The sequence below is a fragment of the Aureibaculum flavum genome (genome assembly GCF_016406085.1).
GTDB classification, from domain to species: Bacteria; Bacteroidota; Bacteroidia; order Flavobacteriales; family Flavobacteriaceae; genus Aureibaculum; species Aureibaculum flavum.
The window spans coordinates 364,794-388,727 of the sequence record NZ_JAEHFJ010000001.1 but is presented as its reverse complement, the minus strand read 5'-3'; the positions used below and the strand labels follow the sequence as shown (position 1 = coordinate 388,727).

At 31.3% G+C, this 23,934-nt stretch carries 26 protein-coding genes; 4 read left to right on the top strand and 22 right to left on the bottom strand.

The window, feature by feature from the left end; translation table 11 throughout:
- Nucleotides 1-110 precede the first annotated feature (110 nt).
- From JBL43_RS01650 to JBL43_RS01600, 11 genes are all read right to left on the bottom strand, one after another.
- Complete coding sequence (locus JBL43_RS01650; RefSeq protein WP_198839744.1) at nucleotides 111-539, bottom strand: hypothetical protein; 429 nt, start codon at nucleotides 537-539, stop codon at nucleotides 111-113.
- Nucleotides 540-541: 2 nt separating this feature from the next.
- On the bottom strand, nucleotides 542-973 hold the full coding sequence (locus JBL43_RS01645; protein ID WP_198839743.1) for a helix-turn-helix domain-containing protein: 432 nt from the start codon (nucleotides 971-973) through the stop codon (nucleotides 542-544).
- On the bottom strand, nucleotides 966-1,472 hold the full coding sequence (locus JBL43_RS01640; RefSeq protein WP_198839742.1) for a hypothetical protein: 507 nt from the start codon (nucleotides 1,470-1,472) through the stop codon (nucleotides 966-968). The genes JBL43_RS01645 and JBL43_RS01640 overlap by 8 nt, the downstream gene beginning before the upstream one ends.
- Before the next feature lie 468 nt (nucleotides 1,473-1,940).
- The gene (locus tag JBL43_RS01635; protein ID WP_198839741.1) at nucleotides 1,941-2,363 is read right to left on the bottom strand and encodes a hypothetical protein; all 423 of its coding nucleotides are present in this window, start codon (nucleotides 2,361-2,363) and stop codon (nucleotides 1,941-1,943) included.
- A 303-nt stretch (nucleotides 2,364-2,666) separates the two neighbouring features.
- A complete protein-coding gene (locus JBL43_RS01630; protein ID WP_198839740.1) occupies nucleotides 2,667-3,344 on the bottom strand; it encodes a hypothetical protein in 678 nt (225 codons plus the stop codon).
- A gap of 154 nt (nucleotides 3,345-3,498) precedes the next feature.
- A complete protein-coding gene (locus tag JBL43_RS01625) occupies nucleotides 3,499-4,560 on the bottom strand; it encodes an ankyrin repeat domain-containing protein (protein WP_198839739.1) in 1,062 nt (353 codons plus the stop codon).
- Nucleotides 4,561-4,741: 181 nt separating this feature from the next.
- Nucleotides 4,742-5,566 carry a HipA domain-containing protein gene (locus tag JBL43_RS01620; RefSeq protein ID WP_262896256.1) on the bottom strand — a complete coding sequence of 275 codons (825 nt, stop codon included), beginning with the start codon at nucleotides 5,564-5,566 and terminating at the stop codon, nucleotides 4,742-4,744.
- A gap of 112 nt (nucleotides 5,567-5,678) precedes the next feature.
- Nucleotides 5,679-6,017: a HipA N-terminal domain-containing protein gene (locus JBL43_RS01615; protein ID WP_198839737.1), complete on the bottom strand. Its 339-nt coding sequence runs from the start codon at nucleotides 6,015-6,017 to the stop codon at nucleotides 5,679-5,681.
- The gene (locus tag JBL43_RS01610; protein WP_117883152.1) at nucleotides 6,014-6,223 is read right to left on the bottom strand and encodes a type II toxin-antitoxin system Y4mF family antitoxin; all 210 of its coding nucleotides are present in this window, start codon (nucleotides 6,221-6,223) and stop codon (nucleotides 6,014-6,016) included. The genes JBL43_RS01615 and JBL43_RS01610 overlap by 4 nt, the downstream gene beginning before the upstream one ends.
- Before the next feature lie 184 nt (nucleotides 6,224-6,407).
- On the bottom strand, nucleotides 6,408-7,070 hold the full coding sequence (locus JBL43_RS01605; protein WP_198839736.1) for a hypothetical protein: 663 nt from the start codon (nucleotides 7,068-7,070) through the stop codon (nucleotides 6,408-6,410).
- The gene (locus JBL43_RS01600; RefSeq protein ID WP_198839735.1) at nucleotides 7,057-8,514 is read right to left on the bottom strand and encodes a pyridoxal phosphate-dependent decarboxylase family protein; all 1,458 of its coding nucleotides are present in this window, start codon (nucleotides 8,512-8,514) and stop codon (nucleotides 7,057-7,059) included. The genes JBL43_RS01605 and JBL43_RS01600 overlap by 14 nt, the downstream gene beginning before the upstream one ends.
- Before the next feature lie 225 nt (nucleotides 8,515-8,739).
- Between JBL43_RS01600 and nadA the strand changes: the two genes are divergently transcribed.
- Both nadA and nadB read left to right on the top strand, forming a co-directional pair.
- Nucleotides 8,740-9,735 carry a quinolinate synthase NadA gene (gene nadA, locus JBL43_RS01595; RefSeq protein WP_198839734.1) on the top strand — a complete coding sequence of 332 codons (996 nt, stop codon included), beginning with the start codon at nucleotides 8,740-8,742 and terminating at the stop codon, nucleotides 9,733-9,735.
- Nucleotides 9,736-9,741: 6 nt separating this feature from the next.
- On the top strand, nucleotides 9,742-11,331 hold the full coding sequence (gene nadB / locus JBL43_RS01590; RefSeq protein ID WP_233098657.1) for an L-aspartate oxidase: 1,590 nt from the start codon (nucleotides 9,742-9,744) through the stop codon (nucleotides 11,329-11,331).
- A gap of 52 nt (nucleotides 11,332-11,383) precedes the next feature.
- Here nadB and JBL43_RS01585 read toward each other — a convergent pair whose 3' ends face one another.
- The 10 genes from JBL43_RS01585 to JBL43_RS01540 all read right to left on the bottom strand — a co-directional run bounded on the left by JBL43_RS01585 (nucleotide 11,384) and on the right by JBL43_RS01540 (nucleotide 20,949).
- Nucleotides 11,384-13,192 (bottom strand): hypothetical protein, encoded by a 1,809-nt coding sequence (locus tag JBL43_RS01585; protein WP_198839733.1) that lies wholly within the window; start codon nucleotides 13,190-13,192, stop codon nucleotides 11,384-11,386.
- A 139-nt stretch (nucleotides 13,193-13,331) separates the two neighbouring features.
- Complete coding sequence (locus tag JBL43_RS01580) at nucleotides 13,332-14,114, bottom strand: ABC transporter permease (protein ID WP_138950261.1); 783 nt, start codon at nucleotides 14,112-14,114, stop codon at nucleotides 13,332-13,334.
- 144 nt (nucleotides 14,115-14,258) lie between these two features.
- Nucleotides 14,259-14,987 carry an ABC transporter ATP-binding protein gene (locus tag JBL43_RS01575; protein WP_198839732.1) on the bottom strand — a complete coding sequence of 243 codons (729 nt, stop codon included), beginning with the start codon at nucleotides 14,985-14,987 and terminating at the stop codon, nucleotides 14,259-14,261.
- A complete protein-coding gene (locus JBL43_RS01570; protein ID WP_198839731.1) occupies nucleotides 14,984-16,219 on the bottom strand; it encodes a nitrous oxide reductase family maturation protein NosD in 1,236 nt (411 codons plus the stop codon). The genes JBL43_RS01575 and JBL43_RS01570 overlap by 4 nt, the downstream gene beginning before the upstream one ends.
- Before the next feature lie 4 nt (nucleotides 16,220-16,223).
- Entirely contained in the window at nucleotides 16,224-16,511 is a 288-nt protein-coding gene (locus tag JBL43_RS01565) for a cupin domain-containing protein (RefSeq protein WP_138950258.1), read from the bottom strand.
- Between the two features lie 68 nt (nucleotides 16,512-16,579).
- A complete protein-coding gene (locus JBL43_RS01560; RefSeq protein WP_198839730.1) occupies nucleotides 16,580-17,026 on the bottom strand; it encodes a nitrous oxide reductase accessory protein NosL in 447 nt (148 codons plus the stop codon).
- 79 nt (nucleotides 17,027-17,105) lie between these two features.
- The gene (locus JBL43_RS01555) at nucleotides 17,106-17,717 is read right to left on the bottom strand and encodes a hypothetical protein (protein WP_198839729.1); all 612 of its coding nucleotides are present in this window, start codon (nucleotides 17,715-17,717) and stop codon (nucleotides 17,106-17,108) included.
- A gap of 140 nt (nucleotides 17,718-17,857) precedes the next feature.
- A complete protein-coding gene (nosZ, locus tag JBL43_RS01550) occupies nucleotides 17,858-19,825 on the bottom strand; it encodes a Sec-dependent nitrous-oxide reductase (protein ID WP_198839728.1) in 1,968 nt (655 codons plus the stop codon).
- Between the two features lie 27 nt (nucleotides 19,826-19,852).
- Entirely contained in the window at nucleotides 19,853-20,320 is a 468-nt protein-coding gene (locus JBL43_RS01545; protein WP_198839727.1) for a c-type cytochrome, read from the bottom strand.
- 41 nt (nucleotides 20,321-20,361) lie between these two features.
- Nucleotides 20,362-20,949 carry a fasciclin domain-containing protein gene (locus tag JBL43_RS01540; RefSeq protein ID WP_198839726.1) on the bottom strand — a complete coding sequence of 196 codons (588 nt, stop codon included), beginning with the start codon at nucleotides 20,947-20,949 and terminating at the stop codon, nucleotides 20,362-20,364.
- Between the two features lie 121 nt (nucleotides 20,950-21,070).
- On the opposite strand from JBL43_RS01540, the gene JBL43_RS01535 reads away from it, so the two are divergent.
- Nucleotides 21,071-21,499 (top strand): RrF2 family transcriptional regulator, encoded by a 429-nt coding sequence (locus tag JBL43_RS01535; RefSeq protein ID WP_198839725.1) that lies wholly within the window; start codon nucleotides 21,071-21,073, stop codon nucleotides 21,497-21,499.
- Between the two features lie 101 nt (nucleotides 21,500-21,600).
- Here the strand turns inward: JBL43_RS01535 and hemN are convergent, their stop codons facing one another.
- Nucleotides 21,601-22,968: an oxygen-independent coproporphyrinogen III oxidase gene (gene hemN / locus JBL43_RS01530; RefSeq protein ID WP_198839724.1), complete on the bottom strand. Its 1,368-nt coding sequence runs from the start codon at nucleotides 22,966-22,968 to the stop codon at nucleotides 21,601-21,603.
- 117 nt (nucleotides 22,969-23,085) lie between these two features.
- On the opposite strand from hemN, the gene JBL43_RS01525 reads away from it, so the two are divergent.
- On the top strand, nucleotides 23,086-23,910 hold the full coding sequence (locus JBL43_RS01525; RefSeq protein WP_198839723.1) for a universal stress protein: 825 nt from the start codon (nucleotides 23,086-23,088) through the stop codon (nucleotides 23,908-23,910).
- The last annotated feature ends 24 nt before the right edge of the window (nucleotides 23,911-23,934 follow it).

Below are 23,934 nucleotides of genomic sequence, written 5' to 3'. Positions count from 1 at the left end.
TAATTTTAATGAAAAAAACTAGGGTTTTGATATAAGATTAGGTGCTACAATTAGGAGCTTTGAAATAAAAAGGGCATTATATATTATTATTATTATTATTATTATTATTATTATTTCTTTTTGTCAGCTGGCTTTGAAGGATTAACAACAGGAAGTATAGCTCCATTTAAAAAAGTTCCTCTAAACATACCATACATTACACCTCTAACTGTTGATATTGAAATAGAGTTTAACATAACCGTAACGTCATCAGGTAAAGTTGTTGTGCTTTTTTCTTTATCTATATATTTTTCTAATTTTTCCACGGAGTATAGACAACTTGCCTTAATATGACCTAATTTATCTTTTGTGTCATTATCTGATACGTTAATTACACATGTAACAATGACTAACTCTCTGTCTAAATTAAAACTTTGATTTAATTGTAAATCGAAACCAAATACAGTATTATTATCTATGCGGTTTTTAGGTGCAACAATACTGTTTTCAACTATTTCAATACCTTTAATTTGAAAATTAAATTGTTTTTCTGTTTCCATTATTAAGCTTGATATTCTTTACATTTATTTTGATTAGAGCCTGGAACATTTATTTTATGAGAATTAAGTATATAATCCAAACTACTATAGCTATCAAAACCACTCGTTTTATTTTCCATTACTGGAAAACTAAAATTAATTGTAATGTTTTGTTCTTTTATTGCGAAGAAATTTACATCTAACACTACACCTATTTCAACCAAGGTGTCTTGAGTGAAATTATGAGTTCCACTAAGCCATTTTGTTATTATGCTTGGACTTTTCATATTTAAAGCTTCTAAAAGCCTGTTATTATTCCAACCTTTAGCATCCATAGCTTTACGGATACTTTCTGCATTAAGCATACGTTGTTCCGTTTTTTTCATTTCTACAGGTGATATTTCCTCTAAAATATCATCTAAAAAATCAAAATTTTCTTTTGCTGATTTATTCATAGTATAGGTTTTCAATTGTTAAATCTCCTTCAAAATTCATACCATCTTCACTAAAATGGATTTCTCTATCACGCATTTTTTCAGTTATAAGTTTTGATAATTCTCTAAGTATGTAGTTTTCTCGTTCTAAGTTAGCATCTTCTTGAAAAGTTCTAATTGATTTTGGTTTGTGACCACCACCACCAATAATAATTAATTGTGAGCCATAGCGAATACAATATAATCTTAGATTGCTGTTTTCTTCATCATAAAGGGCACATACGCCATCGCCTGGATTACCTTCTTTTAGTTTAAAAAAATATTCACTCATTCCTGTTTTAGAACCCATAGTTTTCAAACGTGAAACTATGTCTTTTATTTCACTTTTAAATAAATCTTGATTATTTAAAACAAAATTTTTAAATGATGTATTTTCTTCTTCATCAATTAAAATAGTATAAATGGAGCCTTTTGAACCGCTTAACTTTGGTATTTTTATTAATTGACATTTTGAAAACATATGGTTTGCAAATATATAAATATTTTACTTATAAGTGAAATTAATTGAAAAATTTTGTTTTGTAAGTTTCAAGAATGTAATCCTTATATCCATGTTATATATCTTTTATTCAAATGACACACAACAATTGTATAAACGCCTAATTATAGTTTTTTTCTTGAATTACGAAGCTAAAGTGAACAGCACTTCAATACGGTTGGAGTAGGGTTTTATTTAGCGACAGCCTTTCAAATGTAGCAATAAAAAGACAATAAAGCAAATAGAAGATTTGGGTCATACTTATGGTTAAGGTGTAGTGTGAAAAAATGGTGTGGTAGGTTGTTTTTAGCACAGTTCTTCTTAATTGCAAAACAAGGTGGTAATCTCCTTAAAAAAATATATAGCGTCTCTTAAAACAGCTACAATCAAGCCGATTATTTGTTCAATATGTCATTTTTGATGCTTGTGCAACGATTACTGGTGTTGTGGTTAGTTATAATTTTTATTTCTCAACTTTTTTGCAGATTCGTGTAATTCATTTATGTCAAATAATTTTACTGGATCATCATTGTAAAATTTGATTTCTTCAATGTCTTGTATTTTGAAAACTAATTCACCTGATAATTGTCTATCTTCATATAATTCCAACAACTCATCATCATTAGTAAATCTTGCATTAGATAATACAAATAAACCTTTGGCACCTTCATTATCATTAATCTTATTAATTATTGATTTGTTAATTTGACCATATAAAAAGTAGTCAGTAGTATCTGTTTTTGAGATTGTACTTAATTCGATATAAACCCATTGTTTTTCTTTAGGTTTGGTATTACCCTCCATTATATCACATGACGTAAAGCTTGTTATTACTAGTGCAAATATTTTTAAGAATATTATTTTTCTATTCATTTCATTATTTTAAACTATTTACTTATTAATTAACCACAACAATGGTATAAACATCCCGATACTTCGGGGTGTTTATATCCTTTATGTTTATTATAGTTTTTTTCTTGAATTGCGAAGCTAAAGTGAACAGGACTTCAATAGGGTTGTAGTAAGGTTTTATTTAGCGACAGCCTTTCAAATGTAGCAATAAAAAGACAATAAAGCAAATAGAAGCCTTGGGTAGCTAATGCGGTGAAAGTGTGGTGTGAAAAAATGGTGTTTTTGGTTGTTTTTTACCGTCGTACTTTGTTGTAAGCCGTTTTTTTATTCAATCGTAATTAGTTCGTTCTTTATTTCAGTTTCAAGTTTATTAAAAATACTCCATTCTTCTTTTAATTCAAATCCTTCTGAATTTTCTAGATTCCAATTTCCATAAGGTAAAGTTGCTCTTCGAAAATATGTTGAGTAGTTTTTTCCATAAATTTGATTGTCTTTTAATTCGTATTTCGTATCAAAAACCATCGCTCTCATTATAGAAACATCTATGATTTCTTCAGTTCCATCTATCCAGCCAAATTCGACAACGTTTGGTAAAACTTTACTTGAATGTTTATCAATACTTTTAGCAAATGTTAAAACATTTACTTTTCCATTTTTAAAATCTTCATAATAGCGAGAAGATATAAAAATCATTTCCATTTTTTTTAAACTCAAAATAACTGACTGAATTTTACAATTCAAAAGTGCAGAAACAGCATAATCATCTGAATCAAAATCTATTGCCCTATTAAGACACTTTTCTATCCATTCACTAGTTCCGTGATTATATTCTGTCCAAAAAGGTTTTATTCTATTTTTTAACCATTTAGAAGTGTGCATTGCTCCGATAACATTAATCTGCATATTCAGAGAGTTTTCATAGATTACTCCTGCAAATGCAGAAATTACTTTATGGTCTTTGTCAGATTTTATTAATTTATCTAATGCTTTTTGTGTTTTCATAGGTTTTTTTCAAATTGCTTACAACAATTGTATAAACATCCCGATACTTCGGGAGCGTTTATATTCATTATACTTACTATAGTTTTTTTCTTGAATTATGAAGCTCAAGAGATCGGGTTATTTTAAATTATACATAGTTATAGGCTGTCTTTTATTAGAATATTTTTTCTAAATGGAAATCAGGGTTTTTAAAAAACTCTTTAAAATTACATAAATCAGTCAATTCTTCATGTTCTAGATCATAGAAAGCAATTTTTTTAGTTTTAGGATTCCAAACAAGCATGAGATGATCATAATCTCCTGATGTTTTAGAGATTCTTAACAGTTTTTTTCTTCCAAATTTAAAAGGAACGGTATCAGTAAGTGAAAAGAAATCAAAGAACTCAAAATCGCTATCCGGTAATTCTAAATGTAAATTATCGCCACTCAGATAATCAATTAAATCTTTGGGTAATTTGTAAGGCTTTAACTCCTCTAACTTATTCTGTAAGTTGTGATATTCAGCTGGCTCTAATGATTTGAAATATATTGCCATTTCAGCGTCTCCTTTTTCTATGGCAATACTATAAGGTCGCATGCCGTCTTTTTCAGCGATGGTTACATCAGCACCTTGATTAATCAAGTATTTACACATTTTTAAATCTACATACCTGGCTGCTACGCACAAAGGGGTTGGTTTAAAGGAATAAACCATATCAGGTTCATTATAATTAATATCAACTCCATTTGTTATAAAAAAATCAATGGCCTTGTAGTTTTGGTCGCTCACAACTTTGCGAAAAGCCTTTCCTCCATATGCACTAACGGAATAGCCTAATTCATGTATTAGTGGAAGGTGCTTAAATTGCTTCCCATAAAGGGCTTGTTCAAATGCATCTGATTTAACATTATTAACAAGGTTAACTTTTGCTCCATGTGCAACGACATATTTAATAATATCTTCATTACAATATCGCACTGCTCTCAAAAAACTTGGATTCTCTTTTCTATTGAGGTCAATACCTTTTTTTACAAGCCATTTGACTGATTCAAAGGCGTTCATAATTAAGGCTAAATCAAGTGGTGTTTCTTCTATATATTCATCTATAATAATTAACTTTTCAATATCCCAGCCTTGGTTTGAGTGCTCGTTTAAGGCCTCTAAATTGCTGTTAATTATATTTTCAACAATTTGTGGAACACTTTCAAATGTTCCTATATCCTTTATCTTTATCATCAATTATTGATTTGTTATGATTGTCTGTAACGTCTATGAATTTGGTTTGTTGTGGAATTATCGGATCTTGCATGGACTATTCCAAGAGAATTAAGCCATGGTTTAAAGATAGCAATTTTTGGTAAAAGCCCGAAGCTTAGCTACTGACACAATGGATGATAGTGGTAGTAGTGGTTTCGTCTTATTCTTTATGTTCTAATTGTTTGTATCTACTTTTTAGCAACTCTTTATAGGCAGTTTTCATTTCATTTGATAGAAACGATCGATCAATCCAATTGAATGCTTTTGATTTATTCTTTATCATTCGATTAAAAGCTCCTTTAATTTGTTTAGGAGTTAATCCTAATCCTTCTGCTAACTGTTCAAAGTGTTCACGTTTTAACTTCTTTTTCTTCCCAACTATTGTCAGTGCAAGTTCTTCTGTATCTTCTGGAAACACAATTGCAACATTCAAAAGATCATAGGCAGGAGACAAAATCCAACCAGAAGGGCTTTCGATCATCGAGAAGTTCTTTAAGTGCATATCGCTATTTCCCGTTAAAAAGGAGAAAAGAGCTAAGTCAAAGAAAAAGGTTTTATCAAGCAATGTGTTACTAGAATAGTGGTCTAATGCTTTTCCAATTTTCTCCATTGAACCTTTATACTTATCAAATGCTTCAGTGATCTGAAACATATCGAGCATGTGGATTTTTTCTCCAGTTTCTGTTCGGTCAACTCGTTTAGTTATATAGGAAAGTTCTCCAGATAAAATTCGAATCAATGATGATGGTACTACTCGAATTCCTAAAGCTTCACCTATTCGCATTGTTACATGTTCGTTTTCAGGCATTTCTGGAAATCTGTCAGTAGGTGGTTTAAATATAAATTGTCCACCTAATGCACCAACTACAGTCAGTCGTGTATCCGAATTCTCCTTGGTTTCTTTGACCATAGACATAGATAGTTTCGGCTGAACTCCTGGGATAGCAATACTTCGCTCTACGACATTTTTCGCAAGTTCGTCCATTTGGTCAAGCGAATATTCAATTTTAGGAGATGTTGGTGTTCCAAAGAATTCAATTGAACACTTTTCGTGAAAGTCCAGTTCATTTTCAACAGGTTCATAACAATATAAGCATTTATGCTCCATTTTCTTCTTCTGTTATAGGTTCCACACTTACTGCACCGATACAATTCTGACAGCAGGTCAGAAGTAATCCCATACGATCATTTTTATTGATTTTCCAGTTTTTGGAAGCTATATCTAACAACCACCCTTCAGGTATCAATCCTTCAAAAAAAGGAAAGAGTCGCTTCTCTTTATATGGCTTCTCTCTAACTGGCATAGTGAACGTAATGAAGTCATTTGGATGATCTTTGGCGTATTGATTGTTATATTGAAATTCATATTCGCCCTCATTCGTCTCCGTAATAATGCCAGCCAAATGGTTTTTATAAAATACCTTTCCCTTTCTCATTCAGCCCGTTTTTTACTATTAACAGGAGCTAATTCATGTCCAAACATATTAAGAACTAGATTTACCTTATCCATATTTAGATTCGTTTTACCCTGTTCGATTTTACGTACTACAGTTAGTGCTACTCCTGCTCGTTCAGCGAATTCTTTCTGAGTCAGATTAACTTCTTTTCTCCGTTCTTTGACAAACTCTGCTAATTGCTTCATTATATGCTTTTAAATATAATATTAAACAAATATATATAAATTATATGCAATTAGATATAATTTGATGCTAAAACATTAATTTATATGTTTTAGCATATAAATATAATATTCTAATCAAGATTTTTTAAATGACATACAACAATTATACAAACGTAAATGAACTATCCGTAAATATAATTAGAATTTAATTTACAAATTCAATGGTGTCAAGCTTAATGTTGTTGCTGTTTTGCAAGCGAGCTTTTAAAAGTAAATAGTCATTATATTTTATATCTTTATCAAAAGTTAAGTGGACATTTATTTCCTTTTCTGGTGATAGGTTAATAAAATAGTTGTTCAAATTGTTTATTGAAATTACGCTGTCATTTATAGCCAAACCATTTTGATTATAATCTATTACAACATGTTTATTTAAATTATCTTTTACAAATTTATTGGTATCCATCGTTTTACTAGTATTATAATAAATAACATCAAACTTAACCATTGATAAGAGGTTCGCATCGGAATCTACATAAGAGAAGTAATTAAAATCGTCTTCATCTTTTTCATGTAAAGCAGGCTTTTCTCTTTTTTCTGTAAGCTTCTGTAAATAAGGCACCACCAAAGACATGGGTAAGCTTTTGTCAATATTATAGATCCAACTCGTCGTAGCAATACTATTTTTTCTATTTAATGTGGCAATGGTATCACCATCTTTTTCTTCTGCAAAAATCCAAATTTGAGAATTGTCATAAATAGTATCTTGTATACCCGCAACATTTAGTACAGGAATTTTTATAGACTTTTTTGTACAGCCAACTATTGCAATTAATGTTAAAAAGAATAAATATTTATATAGATTCATGGGTCATATTTTTTATAAATGTTGTCGCAAATTTTTCGCAAGAATTAAGCGTGTCTTTTATATCGTCAAGTGTAGTTCTCGGGTTAATAAGACACATTCTCAATACCACTTGGTCTTGTAAAATAGTAGTCACCAAAACAGCACTGTGAGAATTTAATATTTCTTTGGAGATATACTGATTTAACGCATCTAATTCTTTTTCAGTTAAGTTTTGTTCAATCGGATTACACCTAAAGTTAATAATAGCTAATGTTGCAGGTGAAACTACTTCCCATTTTGAACTTTTTCGTAAGAAATCTTCTACATTTTCGGTAAGTGAAATACCTGACTGTATGGCTTCTTTAAATTGGTCTAACCCAAACGTTTTTATAGACATATAGAGTTTTAACGCTCTAAAACCACGTGTTAATTGAATACCATGATCATAAAAATTTATTTCAGATTCATTGCCTTCAATATCTCGTAAATAAACGGGTTTCTCGCTAAACGTTTTACTTAACCATTTGTGATTTTTCACCAAAAGACATCCAATTTCATAAGGTTGAAAAAACCATTTATGAGGATCTACCGTAAGAGAATCTGCTCTTTCAATGCCCCTTAAATAGGTTTTTCCTTTGTCAGCTAAAATTGCAGCTCCACCATACGCACCATCCACATGCATCCATAAATTTTCTTTGGCACAGATATCGGCTATTTCTTCTAAGGGATCAACCGTACCTGTATTTGTTGTGCCCGCTGAAGCTATGATACAAAAGGGCTTATTACCTTCTATTTTATCTTTAGCAATGGCGTTTTTAAGTTTATTTAAAGACATTTTGAATTCCATGTCTGTAGGAATTATCCGTACTTGTTGTTCCTTAAAACCTAATACCCTAATTGCTTTAATGTTCGAAGAATGGGCCTGATCAGATAGATATATGGTGGCTTTTGAATAATCGTTTTTACATTTTATACGCCTTGCAGTAGTTAAGGCTGTTAAATTTGCCATTGAGCCACCACTGGTTAAAATACCGCCGCCTTCTACAACAGGAAAATGAAACATTTCTAAAAACCAGTTGATCACAACAATTTCTAATTCTGCTGCTGCTGGAGAATTTGACCACCCACCAGAAAAAATGTTAAACCCGGAAGCAATAGCGTCTGCCATGGCACTAATAAAATTACTTGGACTAGGAACAAACGAGTAAAACTTAGGATGTGTTAAAAAGTCTACATTGGTTAAAACATTATCGACAACATCTTGTAGTACTTTCTCTGGTGAGCTGGGTTTATTGGGGATAGGTTGTTGAAGGAGTTCATCCATCTGTTTTCTATCAGCAAGACTAACTATTTTTGCTGAGCTTAAGTCTCCAAAATGTGAAACAATTAAATCTACAACTTTATAACCATATTGTTGCATTTCCTCTTTGGTTAATGTAAGAGGGGCATGTGTTTTTTCGAGCATAAAATCTACTTCAATTAGTATATAAAATAATCAAATTTGTGAGGTGTAAATTTACAAAAAAGGGAAGAACATAGTGGTGAAATAGACATTAATATCCCTAACTAATTTATGAAATGAGATTGCTATAAATTATGTAAGTTTTTTTTCTAAAGTAAATAAATTGTCAACCTTATAAACAAAAACTATCTTTGTGGAGCATCAAAAAAATTACGATAAAATTGAACTATGGAGATTTTAGAACACGCAAAGAGAAACTTAGAGAATAAGGGGTTTTTAGAAATAAATACACCAAATATTGATTATGTAGATGAAATAAAAAGATTAAAAAAAGAAAAGAATGCCGTAATCCTAGCTCATTATTATCAAATTGATGAAATTCAGGCCATAGCAGATTTTGTTGGTGATAGCTTGTATTTAGCTCAAAAGGCCGCTGAAACTGATGCAGATATGATTGTTTTTGCTGGGGTACATTTTATGGCGGAAACCGCTAAAATTTTAAATCCAACCAAAAAAGTGGTATTACCCGATTTAAAAGCGGGTTGCTCATTGGCAGATAGTTGTCCGCCAAAAGAATTTGCAGCATTCAAAAAAGAGCATCCAAATCATATTGTGGTTACTTATATAAACTGTTCGGCAGAAATTAAGGCCTTAAGTGATATTGTTTGTACCTCTTCTAATGCGAAAAAGATAGTTGATTCTATTCCTTTGGACCAACCCATTATTTTTGCACCAGATAGAAATTTAGGTGCTTATTTAAATAAGGAAACTGGTAGAGAAATGTTACTTTGGGATGGTGCTTGTATGGTTCATGAAGCATTTTCTGTTGAAAAATTAATTACACTCTATCAAAAGCATCCAACGGCTGAAATTATTGCTCATCCAGAATCTCAAGCTCATATTTTAAAAACAGCCTCTTATATTGGTTCTACATCAGGTTTGTTAAACCATGTAAAGAATAGCGATAAAAAAACATTTATTGTAGCCACAGAGGCGGGTATTTTATATCAAATGATGTTAGATAATCCTGATAAAGAGATTATACCAGCTCCGGCTAAAGAAGATAATACCTGTGCCTGTAGCGAATGTATGTATATGAAAATGAATAGCATGAAGAAATTATATTTATGTATGCAGTATGAATTACCAGCTATTGAAGTTGACAAAGACCTAAGTAAAAAAGCCATAGTTTCAATTAATAGAATGTTAGAATTATCTAAGTAATTTCAAATGAAAAGTAATACAGAATTGTATAAAACGGATTTTTTGGTATTGGGTTCTGGTATTTCAGGATTAAGTTTTGCTTTAAAAATAGCTGAAAAATATAAAGATGCCACCGTTACTATTATTACAAAAAATGAGATAGATGAATCTAACACCAAATATGCTCAAGGCGGAATAGCTTCTGTTTATAATCAATCAGTAGATACTTTTGAGCAACATATTGAAGATACGTTGGTTGCAGGAGATGGCTTGTGTGACGAAAAGGTGGTGCGTATGGTTATAAAAGATGCTCCGACCAGAATACAAGAATTGATTGATTGGGGTACGAGATTTGATACTAATAAGAAAGGAACTTTTGATTTAGGTAAAGAAGGTGGTCATTCACAAAATAGAGTTTTACATTATAAAGATATTACGGGTGGCGAAATAGAACGGGCTTTGATTAAACAAGTAAAAGAAGCTGATAATATCAATTACTTGACCTATCACTATGCCATTGATTTAATTACAGAGCATCAAGCTCAAAAGAAAAAAACGAAAAGAAATTCTAAATTATCATGTTTTGGAGCTTATGTTTTGGATGCTAAAGCCAATGTTGTAAAAACATTTGTGTCTAAATTTACCTTGTTAGCAACAGGAGGAAGTGGGCAGGTTTATACTACGACTACAAATCCGGAAGTAGCAACAGGAGACGGATTAGGATTAGCCTATAGGGCAAAAGCTGAAATATCTGAAGTTGAGTTCATTCAGTTTCATCCAACCGCCTTGTATAACCCAGGTGAATATCCAGCATTTTTAATTTCTGAAGCTGTGAGAGGTTTTGGTGCCAAATTAAGAGATTTTAAGAAGCAAAAATTTATGCATCGCTATGACGATCGTGAAGAATTAGCTTCTAGAGATATTGTGGCTAGAGCTATTGACAATGAATTGAAAAGGAGTGGTGCGGCCCATGTATATTTAGATTGTACGCATTTAGATTTTGAAAAATTTCAAGCCCATTTTCCAAATATTACAGAGAAATGTGCCTCTTTAGGTATTGATATTCGTAACGATTTTATACCTGTAGTACCTGCTTCTCATTATATATGTGGAGGCGTAAATGTAAATAAGAAAGCAAAAACATCAATCAAAAATTTATACGCCTGTGGAGAGGTTTCGAGAACAGGTTTACATGGTGCAAACAGACTAGCATCAAACTCATTATTAGAAGCTCTTGTATATTCACACCGAGCTTTTTTAAATGTATCTAAAAAGTATGTAAAGGTGAACATGCCAGATAATATTCCCGTTTGGAATGATAGTGGTGTTGTTAAGAATATGGAAAACATATTAATTACGCACGATAGGGCAGAAGTTAAAACAATAATGAGTAATTATGTAGGTATCGTACGATCTGATGAAAGATTGTTAAGAGCAGAACGAAGGCTAAAAGGCTTGTACGAAGACAATAAAAGATTGTATGATCATTCCGAGTTATCTATAGACCTTTGCGAATTAAGAAACCTAATAACAACGGCTTACTTAATTACCCAATTTTCAAAGAATAGAAAATCCAATTGTGGAGGTTTTTATAATTTAGATTTGATTGATAACTAAAAAAATCCCCTACTGTAAAGTATACAAAAGGGGATTGATAATTTTATTATAATTATGCTTTTTCCAGCATACTTTCTTTTATTTGGTCTATATCAGTTACAATTTGTTTCAAGTTACGTTTACTCGTTTCAAGTTCATTGAAAATAGAAACTTTTGCATCTCTAAAGTTTGCGGTAACTGAGTTAAATAAATTGTGATAATAGGTAATTCCTTCATTTAGGTTATTACTAAATTTTTTAAAATACTTTTCTTGTTTGGCATCCATAGAAGTTGCCGTTTCTTCCAATTTATTTTTAAGATATTCAATATATATATTCAGTTCTTTAATAAACATATTAGGTCTATCAGATCTAGAAATCATATTTGCTCTTCCATAAATATGGTCAGTTATGTTTTTTAGACTCATTTTATCAGAGAAATACGCCAAATTGGGACCAGGACAAATAGAAACACCAGTGCCTTCTTTTTTTGTTTCTACACCATGGCTTAACAAAGAAGAGGTTCCTAACCCAACACAAACACAAGATTTTTCTATAATTTTAGTATATTCTTTTTCATGTTCATTTTCTGATAAATTCTGCTCTTCTAAGCTCTTTAGTTTTAAATGCTGATATTGTCTTGATGCTGTACACAAGCCTTTTTCATCAAACTCATAGTTTAAGGCAACGTATTTTTTTGGGCATGCACTTCCAGGTCTATTTTTTGCGATATTTTTAAACTTTTGTTCATCTTTTGTATTTCCTCTCAGGTTATTAAAAGGAACCCCTAAAGGAGAGATATTACTTAAGTATAAATCTTTTTCTTTTGCGTCTTCTAATTTTTCTAAGGTATCAACATCGACTGTTGTCGCTTCTGGAACTAGTAAAAATGGCGTACCCCATCCTACAGAATCAACTTTGTAATGATCTAATAAAAAGTCATGCTCTTCAGAGGTGCCAACACCACCTTGTGCTGTTATTTTTAAAGCTAACGGTTCTTTTGGGACGGTTTTGTTTTTATCCGCTAACGCCTTTATTAAGAGTTCATGAACTGTTTGCGTAATTTCTTGTTTATGGTCTCTAAATTCTGCCAATATTGGGCCTAATAAATTACCATCAGTTGCAAATGCATGTCCACCACAATTTAAACCGGACTCAACGCGATATTCTGAAACCCAAATTCCTTTTTTTGCTAAAAATTTACCCTGGATTAATGCAGAACGATAATCGCTAACTTTTAAAACAACCTTTTTGTCAACTTCACCTTTTTCATTTGGGAAGAATGCGTCAAAATTTTCAAGATAAGCATAAAGTCTAGGGTTCATACCAGCAGAAAGAATTACAGAGGCATTTAAATCGCTTTCGGCAAAACCTCTTAAGGCAGCATGAGCATCATTAAATTCAATAGGTAATTTTTCGTCACCAATATAATTGTCTTTGTCAACCTTGGTCATGATATTAACGTCTATACTACCTTTGGTAATCGTAGTGTCAATCCATGTTCTTATATCATCCAAGTTAAAATGATTCGCTGTGATTTTTTTAAACTCTTTTTTTATGGATGAGCTATCTGGTAACCGATTAAAATAATCTTTTACATCAGCGGCTGAATTCTTTAATTCTTCAAATTTTTTGTCGACCAAATTATTCATCATATTTAAATAAGACGTAACTCGTTTGGCTCTGAAATCATTAATTTTATCAGTAATTGCAGTGTATGGAATTTCTAGTTTTTCACTGTACATTTTCCTGAGCTTTTCAAGTAGAATATCATCCACCAAAGAAATTACAGAATCGATGCCTAAATGAGCAACTTTATAAGGTGTATCAATGGTATACCCAATACCCATTACTGGTATATGAAAAGTGTGTGCTTTTGTCATGTTTTATGATTAAAATTTGTATAAACCTAGCAAAGTCAAAAATAGGATTAACAAATAAGCAAAAACATGATGATTATCATGTAATTATGAATTAAGAATGATTTAACATTCAATTATGAAGTTAAGGGTTATTACATAATTAAAAATCTTTTCTTTTTGATTTAAATAGTATTCTTAATATCGGAAATACAACCCAAAGAGAAAGTACACTAAAAGAAATGACCATACCGAAATTTGTACCGAAGAATTTTTGAAAAACAGCACCTGTATAGCCGAGTAGGGCGGAGATGTCTAATTTTAAAAGTATTAAAATTCTCGATAAATCTATAGGGTTAAACATGGTTGCTACTAAAGAGAATTTATCTAATGGATATTCTTGAAGCATCACTAGAGAAATCAAAAATAGCCCATCATAAATTACAGCTAAAAACAGCCACATTAAAATAGCATAACCAAAACCTTTTATTTTATTTTCGTTAGAAAGAGCAATATTAAATGCCAAGGCCACAAAGATAAAAGTCAAAAATGCTCCAACGACTATAAGAGATAAAAAATTAAAAATTTCTGATGACTGTAGCAGTCCATATGCTAAAAATGGGATACCTAAACCAATCACTAAACTTAAAGAGAGCGAAATGGCTACGCCTAAATATTGACCAATAAAAATGGTTGATCTTTTTAAGGGTTGAGCTAATAATAACTCCGTAAACTCGCGGGAGTTATAATAATACATAACCCCAAAAATGGTTCCTATTAATGGTGTAAGTACCACAATAATATTCATTAAAGTAATAACCGCTTTTGACACGTCATTATTTAAAAATAGTAATACAGAACCTAAGCCTAAATAGAATAAAAAGTATACGTAACTCCAACTGCTACGCATTAAATCGTAAAAACTATATTTTAATATTTTAAACATTTTTTATATCAATTGAATTTTGAAATGGTGCATTAGTAAATGGAGTTATTTTTTGTTTAGTCAACATTAAAAATTTAAGCATAGCGGTAGCTATGGTTCTATTTTTAAATGAAGAATAAGCGAAAAGGAAAACTTTTATAGGTATCATTTTAATGTTGAATTGTTATGAGTTAAAATTGCTGCAATAGCATGTTCTAAATCGTTTTGTTTGGTCTGCTCTTTTATGGCAGCTAATGTTCCTTTAAAATAGATTTTACCATCTAATAGAAACACAATTTCATCAGCCATTTCTTCCACAAAACTCATAATGTGAGAAGTAATTAATATCAATTTACCTTTTTCCTTTTCAGCTACTATTATTTTTTTAAGATTGAGCAAAGAAATGGGGTCTAAGCCTGTTGTGGGCTCATCTAAGATAATAAGTTCACTATCAAACATAAAAGTCAAAAGGATGTTTACTTTTTGCTTCGTACCACCTGATAAGTTGCCTAGTTTTTTATCTAGAAAAGGTTCTAAACGAAGCAAATCAATAAATTCTTGATCAGCTGCAGGTTTTGGTCTTAGGTTTTTAACCATTTTAATCAATTCGTTTACACTTAAATTGCTTGGAAAATTGGCAATCTGTGGTAAATAATTGATGTTATTTCTATATTGATGTTTTTTTAAGACACTTTTCCCTTGAATTTCTATATCCCCTTTATTGGGAATAACCATACCCAAAATACTTTTAATTAATGTCGTTTTACCCGAGCCGTTAGGACCTAAAACAGCAAAAATGCCACCTTCAGAAGTATTTGGGTTTATAGTCAAGTCTAGCCCTTTTAAGACTTCAACCTTTCCGAATTTTTTATATAAATTTTTTATTTCTATCATTTAATAGGAGTCATTAGTGGTGAACTGTCTACCAATTCATCAGGTGTGAACACTGGTGACACTTTTTCTGAAAAATTGATAATATCAACAAATAAACTTCGTAATAATATAATTGTTTCTGGGGTTTTATTTACGATGTAAGAGAATAGCTTCACAGGACGATAGGGGATGTCTCCAATACCATTTTTATCTAAATCGTATCCTGTATATGAACTCCAATAATTACTGTCAAATTTATTATCGTTCATATTGCTGTTATATGAAATGTCAAAAGAATTGTTTAAAAAATTATTTTCCTTAAATATATTGGCATAACAAGCTCCAGCAATTTTTACAGACCAACCGTTGCTTATAAAATTATTTTTGAGATAATTTATTCTGGTTGATCCTTCAACGTTAATACCAATGGTATTTTCTTGAAACGTATTGTTTATAATTTCAGCATCATATATTTCTTTTAAAAGTAATCCGTAAGATGCGGTTCCCCAATTTTTGGTAAAGGTGTTGCCAGTCATTTTAATAAATTTGGAAAACATAACAGCAACGCCGGCACCATTATTTGTAAAAGTATTGTTATGATATTCGTTATTGTTTGAAAACATAAAATGTAAACCATAACGCATATTATCATAGCTTTGGTTATTTGTAACCTTAGTTTCTTTGGTAAATTCTAAATAAATACCATCTCTTAGGTTATGAGCTTCATTTTCATCAATAAGCATATTTGAGCAATTCCATAAATGAATGCCATTCCCAGAAGCCGATTGATCTATCGCTTGACTCGAAACATGATTTTTAACGATTTTTCCATGATGAGATTTTTCAATTAGAAAACCAAAAAAGACACTCTCTAAAGTATTGTTTTCAAAAGTGAAATGGTTACTCTGAGAAATATAAACGGCTGCATAATCTTTAGTATAACTTTTTCCTGGGTTTTTAATTACCAATCCCGTAACAGAAACACTGTCAGATTTTACAATAAGTACATATCCTTTTTTTTCTCCATCAATTATGGGATTATCCTCACCAATTATTTGTAAAGGCTTGTCAATTATGATATTACTTTCTAAGTAAGTACCCTTTTTTATCGTTATTTTATCATGTGGTTTAGATTTAGCGATAGCATCTGTAAGTGAGTTAACATCACAAGTAGCACATACCTCTATAGATTGAGCATAACTATTTGAAATTATAAAAAGGAATAATAATAGGGGTAGTGTTGTCTTTAGCATTTTACTATCTAATTATCAAAAATCTAGAATTTTTATGAGCCGTAACGTAATGCTCAATGTTTTTTTCAAAACTATAACACTGATGTTTAGCTAAAGTAACAATTTTATTTTCAATATGGAAATCGATTTTTCCCTCTAAAACAACAAGAAGTGTAGTTTTGGGTGATGTATGTGTTGGAAAAGTTTCACCTTTTTCTAAGCTTATTAACAACGTTTCAGTACTATCTGTTGTAAAGATTTTAGTAACGTTTAAACCTTTAATAGGGATGTCTGTAATACTATTTTTATTCATTTTTTAGATTTAAAAAAGCTGCCCTAAATTTAATTTTTAAGACAGCTTTAGCTAATTTGAGTTAGTATTTATTTACCTTGAGAACCTGACTGATAACGTGCTTGTAGCTCTTGCCAGTTATAGCTTTTATCTACATCAGATTTGATAAGCTTTGCTACATCTTCTTTATTTTTAAAAGCAGATAAGTTAGCTCCCATAGGACTTTTTATTGCAGGACTTATTAAAAATGTTGCGGAATTGGCATCTATTAATGTTGTCGGATTTAGATAGTCTGTAACCAAAAATAATTCCATTTTACTTTTATCTTTATCCTTCATGTCATTTAACATGCATTCAATAGCATCATATTTATAAGACTTCCCTTTTTTAGTAACAATTTGAGCAGCGTGTGTTTTATCTACAATTGTCATTTTACAAAAATTACAGGCATCTTTACCATATTCAATTTTTGAGGGTTCAATAGTACATGAAACCAATATCAGAGATAATGAAAGTAATAAATATAATTTTTTCATTTTTGTCTAGATTTAACTATTTCAATTATACCGCTCTTGATACATCACGCAAAAGCGTGACACTCGAACAGACATTGTTTTATGCCTTTTTATGCTCTTTTTTTCCTACAAAAAATGCAACTATTGTAAGCGTCATTCCTACAAACATCATGTAAGCACCTGTGTGTGGTAATGAGGTAACATCAAAATTTAACATTTTTTGATATCCTAATAACGGTGGTTTGTAGGTCATAGGTGTTCCATCAGGGTTTATTACTTTTATAATAGCATGTGGATCTAAATCTCCACCATAAGCAGTTAACCATTGGTTAAAATCATACATACCTAATACCCCTAAAATGGACATCAATATAAACCAACCGATAAACCATTTATAAGAAACTTTACCTATAAAACCTAAAATTCCTATAAGAACTCCTAATGCCACCATACCTCCAATAACTTTAGGAAATGCGGAGAATTCCCACATTTCTTCCGGTTTAGGTATTACTTTCATACCAATATAATGGTTAAGACCATCTATATTTTGTAAATCAAATTCGGAAACCCCCTTGATACCATCAATATAAATATCCATCCCTAACGGTTCAGGATATTGAGGTGCTCCTAACATAATATTCCATAAAGGAAATTTGAATAGGCCCATTAGTAATAAAGAGCCGATAATCATTATAATACCTGCTTTTTTCATCTTTTTGTAATTATTTTCCTCTCCTTTGGAGAGGTCAGAATTCCTTTTTAGGAATTCTGGGTGAGGATAAAAACAAAAAGGCTGTACGAAACTAAAGGATTGAAATTTTCAATACAGCCTTTTCAAACTAAAATAATTGTTTATTCACCGTCTAAAGACCATGATAGCTCTATATCTGAATTTGCTGGAGATACTCTAACATATCCCTGCATTTCTTGATGTAATGCACTACAGAAATCTGTACAATAGAAAGGCCAAACACCTACTTGTTTAGGTTCCCATGTAAGGGTTTTTGTTTGTCCTGGCATAATTAGCAATTCAGAATTGTTTGCACCGATCATAGCAAATCCATGAGGTACATCAAAATCTTGTTCGTGGTTTGTGATATGGAAATATACTTTATCACCAACTTTAACACCTTCAATATTGTCTGGTGTAAAATGAGATCTAATCATTGCCATAGATATATGTACTTCGTTTCCATTTCTAGTCACTTTGGCTTGATCTGGAGAAGTTATGGCATATGGATGTTTGTTCTCATCTAATCTGTATATTTTTTGTGAATTTCCTTTGATTAAATCAGCTGGAATACCTGCAGCATAGTGAGGTTCACCATGTGTTGGGAAATCGTAAATTAATTCCATTTTTTCACCTGAAATATCATATAGTTGTGCTGAATGCTCTAACTCAGGTCCAGTTGGTAAATAACGGTCCTTAGTAATTTTATTCATGGCAACCACATATTTACCGAAAGGTTTTCTAGAATTTCCACCAGGAATCATTAAGTGACCTACTGAATAATAGGTAGGTTTTCTATCAATTACTTCCCAAGTCCCTATTTTCCATTTTACTACTTCAGAAGAAATAAAGAACGTTGTATACGCATTCCCTTTATCATCAAATTCCGTATGTAAGGGGCCTAAACCACCAGATTTTACAACACCAGCTAAAATATCTTCATATTTTAAAATTGGGATTCCATAAGCATCGCCGTCGAATTTTTTATTTTCAATAGCATCTAACATTTTTGAAAATGAATGTACTGTTAAGTCTGCAGATAATTTACCATTACCAATAATATACTCACCAGTTGGAGTTACATCACAACCATGAGGTGATTTTGGAGTAGGTAAGAAATAAATAGCACCAGGTACATCTGCTGGATTTACAGTCAATACTTCTTTTTCCATAGTAGAAGTAGCCGTATGGGTATGCTCATCATAAACGTTGTGTGCATAATTTGCTGGCATTTTAGTACCACCACCATTATTTACATATTCTTCAATTTTTTTCCAATTGATAGCAGCTATAAAATCTTTGTCATTTTGAGAAGCATTTACTTCTAATAATGAATTTGCTTCTTCGGTATTGTAAGTAGTAAAGAAGAACCAACCATGAGATTTATCTCTACCAGGGTGAGAAAGATCATAGTTAAAACCTGGCATTAATATTTGAAATTTAATACCCATTCTACCCGTTTCTTTATCTACACTAATAAAAGATAAAGCTCCTTTAAATTTACCTTTATATTCATTAATTGGTAAATCAGCTTGAGGAACAGGAACAGAAAAACGTGTACCTGCAACTACATATTCTGTGTTTTCAGTTATAAATGAAGAACTATGGTTACCTGCACTATTAGGTACTTCAATAATTTCTTCAGTTTCAAAAGTCTTCAAACTAATTCTAGCAATACGTGGTGTATTGTTACCATTTATAAATACCCAACGTCCATCTAATACTCCATTGGTTTGAGAAATATCAGGGTGGTGAGAATCGTCCCAAGGTACCATGCCAAATGATGTATTTAGCATTGGTTTAGTTTCTTCAGAGTAACCATAACCTGTGGTTGGAAACTGTGAGAAAACTGGAATTTCCTTAAACATTCTACCAGATGGTAAACCATAAACTGTTAGATTACCACTATAACCTCCAGACATAAACGCATAAAATTCGTCATATTCACCTGGTGCAACATACACTTTTTCGGCGTTACTGCTATTTAAAGCACTATTGTTACCCGAAGATTTACCATTATTATTACCACAACTGCTGAGTAAAACAGAAGCCGAAAATAACAGCGTCATTATTTTAAGTATTGATTTCATATAAAGTTAATTTAAAGTTTGATTTATTTATAAAGTTCTAAAATATTCTAAGACAGCTCTTGCTTGGTCTTCCGTTAAATTCTGATTTGACATTGGAGACAAATATTCAGCTAATAATGCTTTGGCAATAGGATCTTCCTTTACCATAACCTCTGGATTTAAAATCATGTTCATAACCCATTCTGGACTTCTTCTTTCTAATATTCCTTTTGGAGCAGGACCCACAAACCTTTTTTCCGCTTTATGACATGCAGAACACATTTGTTTATAAACTTCGGCACCTTTTTTTGCTAATTCTTGATCTACTTCAGCAGCTAAGGTTACACTTGTAATAGGTCCAATTCCTTTATTTTGCATTGGATCAACTTCTACAACCTCTTCTTTTACTACTTCTTCTTCTTTTGGAGCCTCAGTACTATCCTTTTTTGTTTTGTCACCACAACTTACCAATACAGCAAGTGAGAGTACAAATACGCTTAAAATTACTTTTTTCATTATTTTAGTTTTTAGTTTTATTATTTATTGAATTGAAACACTTATTTATCTTTAGGTACGATCACATCTCCTATTACGTGGATCCAACCGTTGCTAACTTTTACGGTTTTTAATATCTTAGTTCCACCTACATAAATTCCATCTTCCTTTTTAACGATTTCTAAATATTCTCCAGAAGCCATATATAACTTACGACCCTTCTTAGCATCTTTTTCTAATTGTGTGTCTGGATAATTTGCTGGAGCAACGTGGTTTTTTAAAATAAAGGCTAATTTTTCTTTGTTTTCAGGCTTTACTAATGTTTCAACAGTACCTTCTGGTAATTTACCAAATGCTTCGTTGGTAGGAGCAAAAATGGTTAAAGGACCCGCATTTACAACTGAGTTTTCTAAACCAGCAGCTTCAATAGCCGTTACTAATGTTGAAAAATCAGGTAATGATTGCGCTACTTGTAATGCGTTTGCATCAGACACTTTATCTGTAACAGAAGCTTGACCTTGATTTTCTGATGCTTCTGGTGAAGCTTGTTCAGTAGCAACTGGCGTTGTTTCTGTGCTTTCTTGTTTTTCATTTTTACAAGAAATCATCATGGTGATAATTAAAATTGGAATTAGAATTTTTAGTTTCATAATATAAGGTTTGTTAATTTTGTACAAATATATAAGTAGTGCTTAAATGAAAATATGACATTTGTCATATAAAAAGATATTATTATCTTTTTACTTTGTTATCTTAATAAAATTATAAAATATGCTTTCAAAATCAAGCACTTATGCCATTAGAGCAGTGCTGTTTTTATCGTTAAACTCTGATGATGAAAAAAAATTCAATCCAAAATCAATTGCTGAAATAATTGATATACCGGCTCCTTTTTTAGCTAAAACCTTGCAAGAACTTACCAAAAGAAATATAATTTCTTCAAGAAAGGGTAGGAACGGAGGTTTTTACCTTACGAATGCTGATAAACAAAATACAATGATCTCTATAGTAGCTGCCATAGATGGGTTAGAAAAATTTCAAGGATGTTCTTTAGGTTTACCTGTTTGTGATAGTGAAAACCCTTGTCCAATTCATCATTTAGTAGCACCCTTACGGAATAAATTAGTAGAGGAGCTAACAAATAAAACTATTGCCAATTTTACCAAGGAAATAAAAGACGGACACACACATGTTTTTTAATCTTCTTTCCAATAGGCTTAACTTTAGTTTATAATCCTTAAAATTAATTTTTAAGCTATCATTTTTACCTTATTCTTGGTCTAAATTTTCGCATCTTAATATCATACTGTCAATGAAAATAATTTGGTATTTGGTTTGTTACGAACCATTCGTAAATCAAATGCCATACATATATTTCTTACAAATGCCCTTGCATTTTCAGGAATAATGAGTTCATCATCTAAAATAACAACTAAGCCATCTTTTTCTAATTCCTTTAAACGACCTAATGTTTCAGAGAGCTCGTCAAACTTCATGTTGTCATTTTTCCAAGAAGTTTTAAAATGACACATAATGTTTAGTATGTGTTTTCTGATTATTAAATCTTCTTCAGATAATAAATGACCTTTTAAAAGAGGGAGTACTCCTTTTTGAATTTGATCTTGATACGCTTTTAACGTTTTCTCATTTTGTGAAAAACTATACCAAGAATCGCTAATGGCAGACATACCCAATCCTATCATTAATTGTGTTGGATTCGTAGTGTATCCCATAAAATTCCTGTGCATATTAGCATCTTTAAAAGCTCTAGAGAGGGAATCTGTTGGTAAAGCAAAATGATCCATGCCCGTTTCAATATATCCTAGGTTCAATAACATATGTTTACCCATTTCATATAGTTTTCGTTTTTCATCACCATTGGGTATATCTGAATCTTTAAAACCTCTTTGGCCAACACCTTTAATCCATGGTACATGAGCATAACTGTAAAACGAAATACGTTCAGGTTTTAATTCTTTCGTTTTTTTTATGGTATCTATAATGTCGTTAATGGTCTGAAATGGTAATCCGAAAATAAGGTCGTGACTAATAGAAGTATAGCCAATATCTCTAGCCCATTGCGTTACATTTTTTACATCTTCAAAAGACTGCTTTCTATTGATCGCTTTTTGAATTTTTTCTGAATAATCTTGTACACCATAACTCACTCGAGTAAAACCTAAATTATATAAGGTTTGTAAATGTTCTTTGGTCGTATTGTTGGGATGACCTTCAAAACTAAATTCAAAATCTCTATGTAAATCCACTGTTTTTAGAATTGTTTTTATTAACAGTTCTAAATTTTCCACCTCAAAAAAGGTAGGAGTTCCGCCACCTAAATGTAACTCTTTTAACACCGGTTTTTTATCAAATTGTTGCAAGTACAGTTGCCACTCTGCTAACAACGTTTCAATATACGGTGTTTCTAATTCATGTCGCTTTGTAATGTATTTATGGCAAGCACAAAAAGTACATAGACTTTCGCAAAAAGGAAGGTGTAGATATAAACTAATTCCCTTTGAAGAATTACTTTCATCAAAAGACTTTTTAATGGATTGCTTCCAGCTATTTTCATCTATGCTATCTTCATTCCAATAAGGAACTGTAGGGTAACTAGTATATCTTGGACCAGGTACATTATACTTTTGAATTAATGTTGAATTTGGCATAGGATTAACTTATTTTCTTGTTGTCAAAATTAATGTTGTTATGAAGTAGATACAATGATAAATGTCATATTTACAATACGTTGTAATTTGTATTTTTATAAGAGAAAAAATATAATTATGAAACGGATACTTTTATTAACTGATTTTTCAAAGAATGCTGGCAATGCTATAGCCTATGCAATGCAGTTTTTTAGTGGAGACACCATTACGTTTTATGTGCTCAATGTGCAGAAAGTTTCCAAATATATTACAAGTGATTTAATAGCATCTCCCAAAAAATCTATTTACGATTCCGTCATAAAAAATCCTAAAAAAACATTAGAGATTTTAGTAAATGATTTAAAGAAAGAATACGCTAATGAAGCCTATACTTTTGAAGGAGTTTGTGATTATGATAGTTTTGTCAGTGCCATAAAACAACTAGTAGAAATTGAACATGTGGATATGATTGTTATGGGAACAAATGGAGCCTCAAGTATAAAAGAAGCTGTTTTCGGTTCGAATACAATTCAGGTTATTGAAAAAGTTGATTTACCTATTTTGGTTATTCCTAAAAATTACAAGTTCTGTAAACCATCGCAAGTTTTATTTATCAATGAAACGGAAATAAGTTTAGAAAAGAATATTGTAAAACCATTACGTGGTATTCTATCGAAATTTAATTCACATCTGAATGTATTAACAATCGTTAATCAGAATGAAAGAGATAAATATAACCTTCAAAAAGAGGCCTTAAATTCATTTTTTAAAGACAACACATTACACTTTTATACGGATGAAAATAGGTCTATTGAAAATGCCGTTGAGCATTTTATAGCATCAAAAGAAGTGCGTTTAGTTGCTAAAATTATACATGTCGAATCTTTTTTTAAAAGAATTTTTTCAAAGGCTAGTAAGACAGAAATAACGTATGCTAGTAAAATACCTTTATTGTTTTTGTAAGTTTTTTCAAATGTTTTTTTCAAG

Excerpts from the sequence above, each read along its gene's own strand:
- JBL43_RS01650 (WP_198839744.1), bottom strand. The coding sequence starts at position 539 with ATGGAAACAGAAAAACAATTTAATTTTCAAATTAAAGGTATTGAAATA.
- JBL43_RS01645 (WP_198839743.1), bottom strand. The coding sequence starts at position 973 with ATGAATAAATCAGCAAAAGAAAATTTTGATTTTTTAGATGATATTTTA.
- JBL43_RS01640 (WP_198839742.1), bottom strand. The coding sequence starts at position 1,472 with ATGTTTTCAAAATGTCAATTAATAAAAATACCAAAGTTAAGCGGTTCA.
- JBL43_RS01635 (WP_198839741.1), bottom strand. The coding sequence starts at position 2,363 with ATGAATAGAAAAATAATATTCTTAAAAATATTTGCACTAGTAATAACA.
- JBL43_RS01630 (WP_198839740.1), bottom strand. The coding sequence starts at position 3,344 with ATGAAAACACAAAAAGCATTAGATAAATTAATAAAATCTGACAAAGAC.
- JBL43_RS01625 (WP_198839739.1), bottom strand. The coding sequence starts at position 4,560 with ATGATAAAGATAAAGGATATAGGAACATTTGAAAGTGTTCCACAAATT.
- JBL43_RS01620 (WP_262896256.1), bottom strand. The coding sequence starts at position 5,566 with ATGGACGAACTTGCGAAAAATGTCGTAGAGCGAAGTATTGCTATCCCA.
- JBL43_RS01615 (WP_198839737.1), bottom strand. The coding sequence starts at position 6,017 with ATGAGAAAGGGAAAGGTATTTTATAAAAACCATTTGGCTGGCATTATT.
- JBL43_RS01610 (WP_117883152.1), bottom strand. The coding sequence starts at position 6,223 with ATGAAGCAATTAGCAGAGTTTGTCAAAGAACGGAGAAAAGAAGTTAAT.
- JBL43_RS01605 (WP_198839736.1), bottom strand. The coding sequence starts at position 7,070 with ATGAATCTATATAAATATTTATTCTTTTTAACATTAATTGCAATAGTT.
- JBL43_RS01600 (WP_198839735.1), bottom strand. The coding sequence starts at position 8,514 with ATGCTCGAAAAAACACATGCCCCTCTTACATTAACCAAAGAGGAAATG.
- nadA (WP_198839734.1), top strand. The coding sequence starts at position 8,740 with ATGGAGATTTTAGAACACGCAAAGAGAAACTTAGAGAATAAGGGGTTT.
- nadB (WP_233098657.1), top strand. The coding sequence starts at position 9,742 with ATGAAAAGTAATACAGAATTGTATAAAACGGATTTTTTGGTATTGGGT.
- JBL43_RS01585 (WP_198839733.1), bottom strand. The coding sequence starts at position 13,192 with ATGACAAAAGCACACACTTTTCATATACCAGTAATGGGTATTGGGTAT.
- JBL43_RS01580 (WP_138950261.1), bottom strand. The coding sequence starts at position 14,114 with ATGTTTAAAATATTAAAATATAGTTTTTACGATTTAATGCGTAGCAGT.
- JBL43_RS01575 (WP_198839732.1), bottom strand. The coding sequence starts at position 14,987 with ATGATAGAAATAAAAAATTTATATAAAAAATTCGGAAAGGTTGAAGTC.
- JBL43_RS01570 (WP_198839731.1), bottom strand. The coding sequence starts at position 16,219 with ATGCTAAAGACAACACTACCCCTATTATTATTCCTTTTTATAATTTCA.
- JBL43_RS01565 (WP_138950258.1), bottom strand. The coding sequence starts at position 16,511 with ATGAATAAAAATAGTATTACAGACATCCCTATTAAAGGTTTAAACGTT.
- JBL43_RS01560 (WP_198839730.1), bottom strand. The coding sequence starts at position 17,026 with ATGAAAAAATTATATTTATTACTTTCATTATCTCTGATATTGGTTTCA.
- JBL43_RS01555 (WP_198839729.1), bottom strand. The coding sequence starts at position 17,717 with ATGAAAAAAGCAGGTATTATAATGATTATCGGCTCTTTATTACTAATG.
- nosZ (WP_198839728.1), bottom strand. The coding sequence starts at position 19,825 with ATGAAATCAATACTTAAAATAATGACGCTGTTATTTTCGGCTTCTGTT.
- JBL43_RS01545 (WP_198839727.1), bottom strand. The coding sequence starts at position 20,320 with ATGAAAAAAGTAATTTTAAGCGTATTTGTACTCTCACTTGCTGTATTG.
- JBL43_RS01540 (WP_198839726.1), bottom strand. The coding sequence starts at position 20,949 with ATGAAACTAAAAATTCTAATTCCAATTTTAATTATCACCATGATGATT.
- JBL43_RS01535 (WP_198839725.1), top strand. The coding sequence starts at position 21,071 with ATGCTTTCAAAATCAAGCACTTATGCCATTAGAGCAGTGCTGTTTTTA.
- hemN (WP_198839724.1), bottom strand. The coding sequence starts at position 22,968 with ATGCCAAATTCAACATTAATTCAAAAGTATAATGTACCTGGTCCAAGA.
- JBL43_RS01525 (WP_198839723.1), top strand. The coding sequence starts at position 23,086 with ATGAAACGGATACTTTTATTAACTGATTTTTCAAAGAATGCTGGCAAT.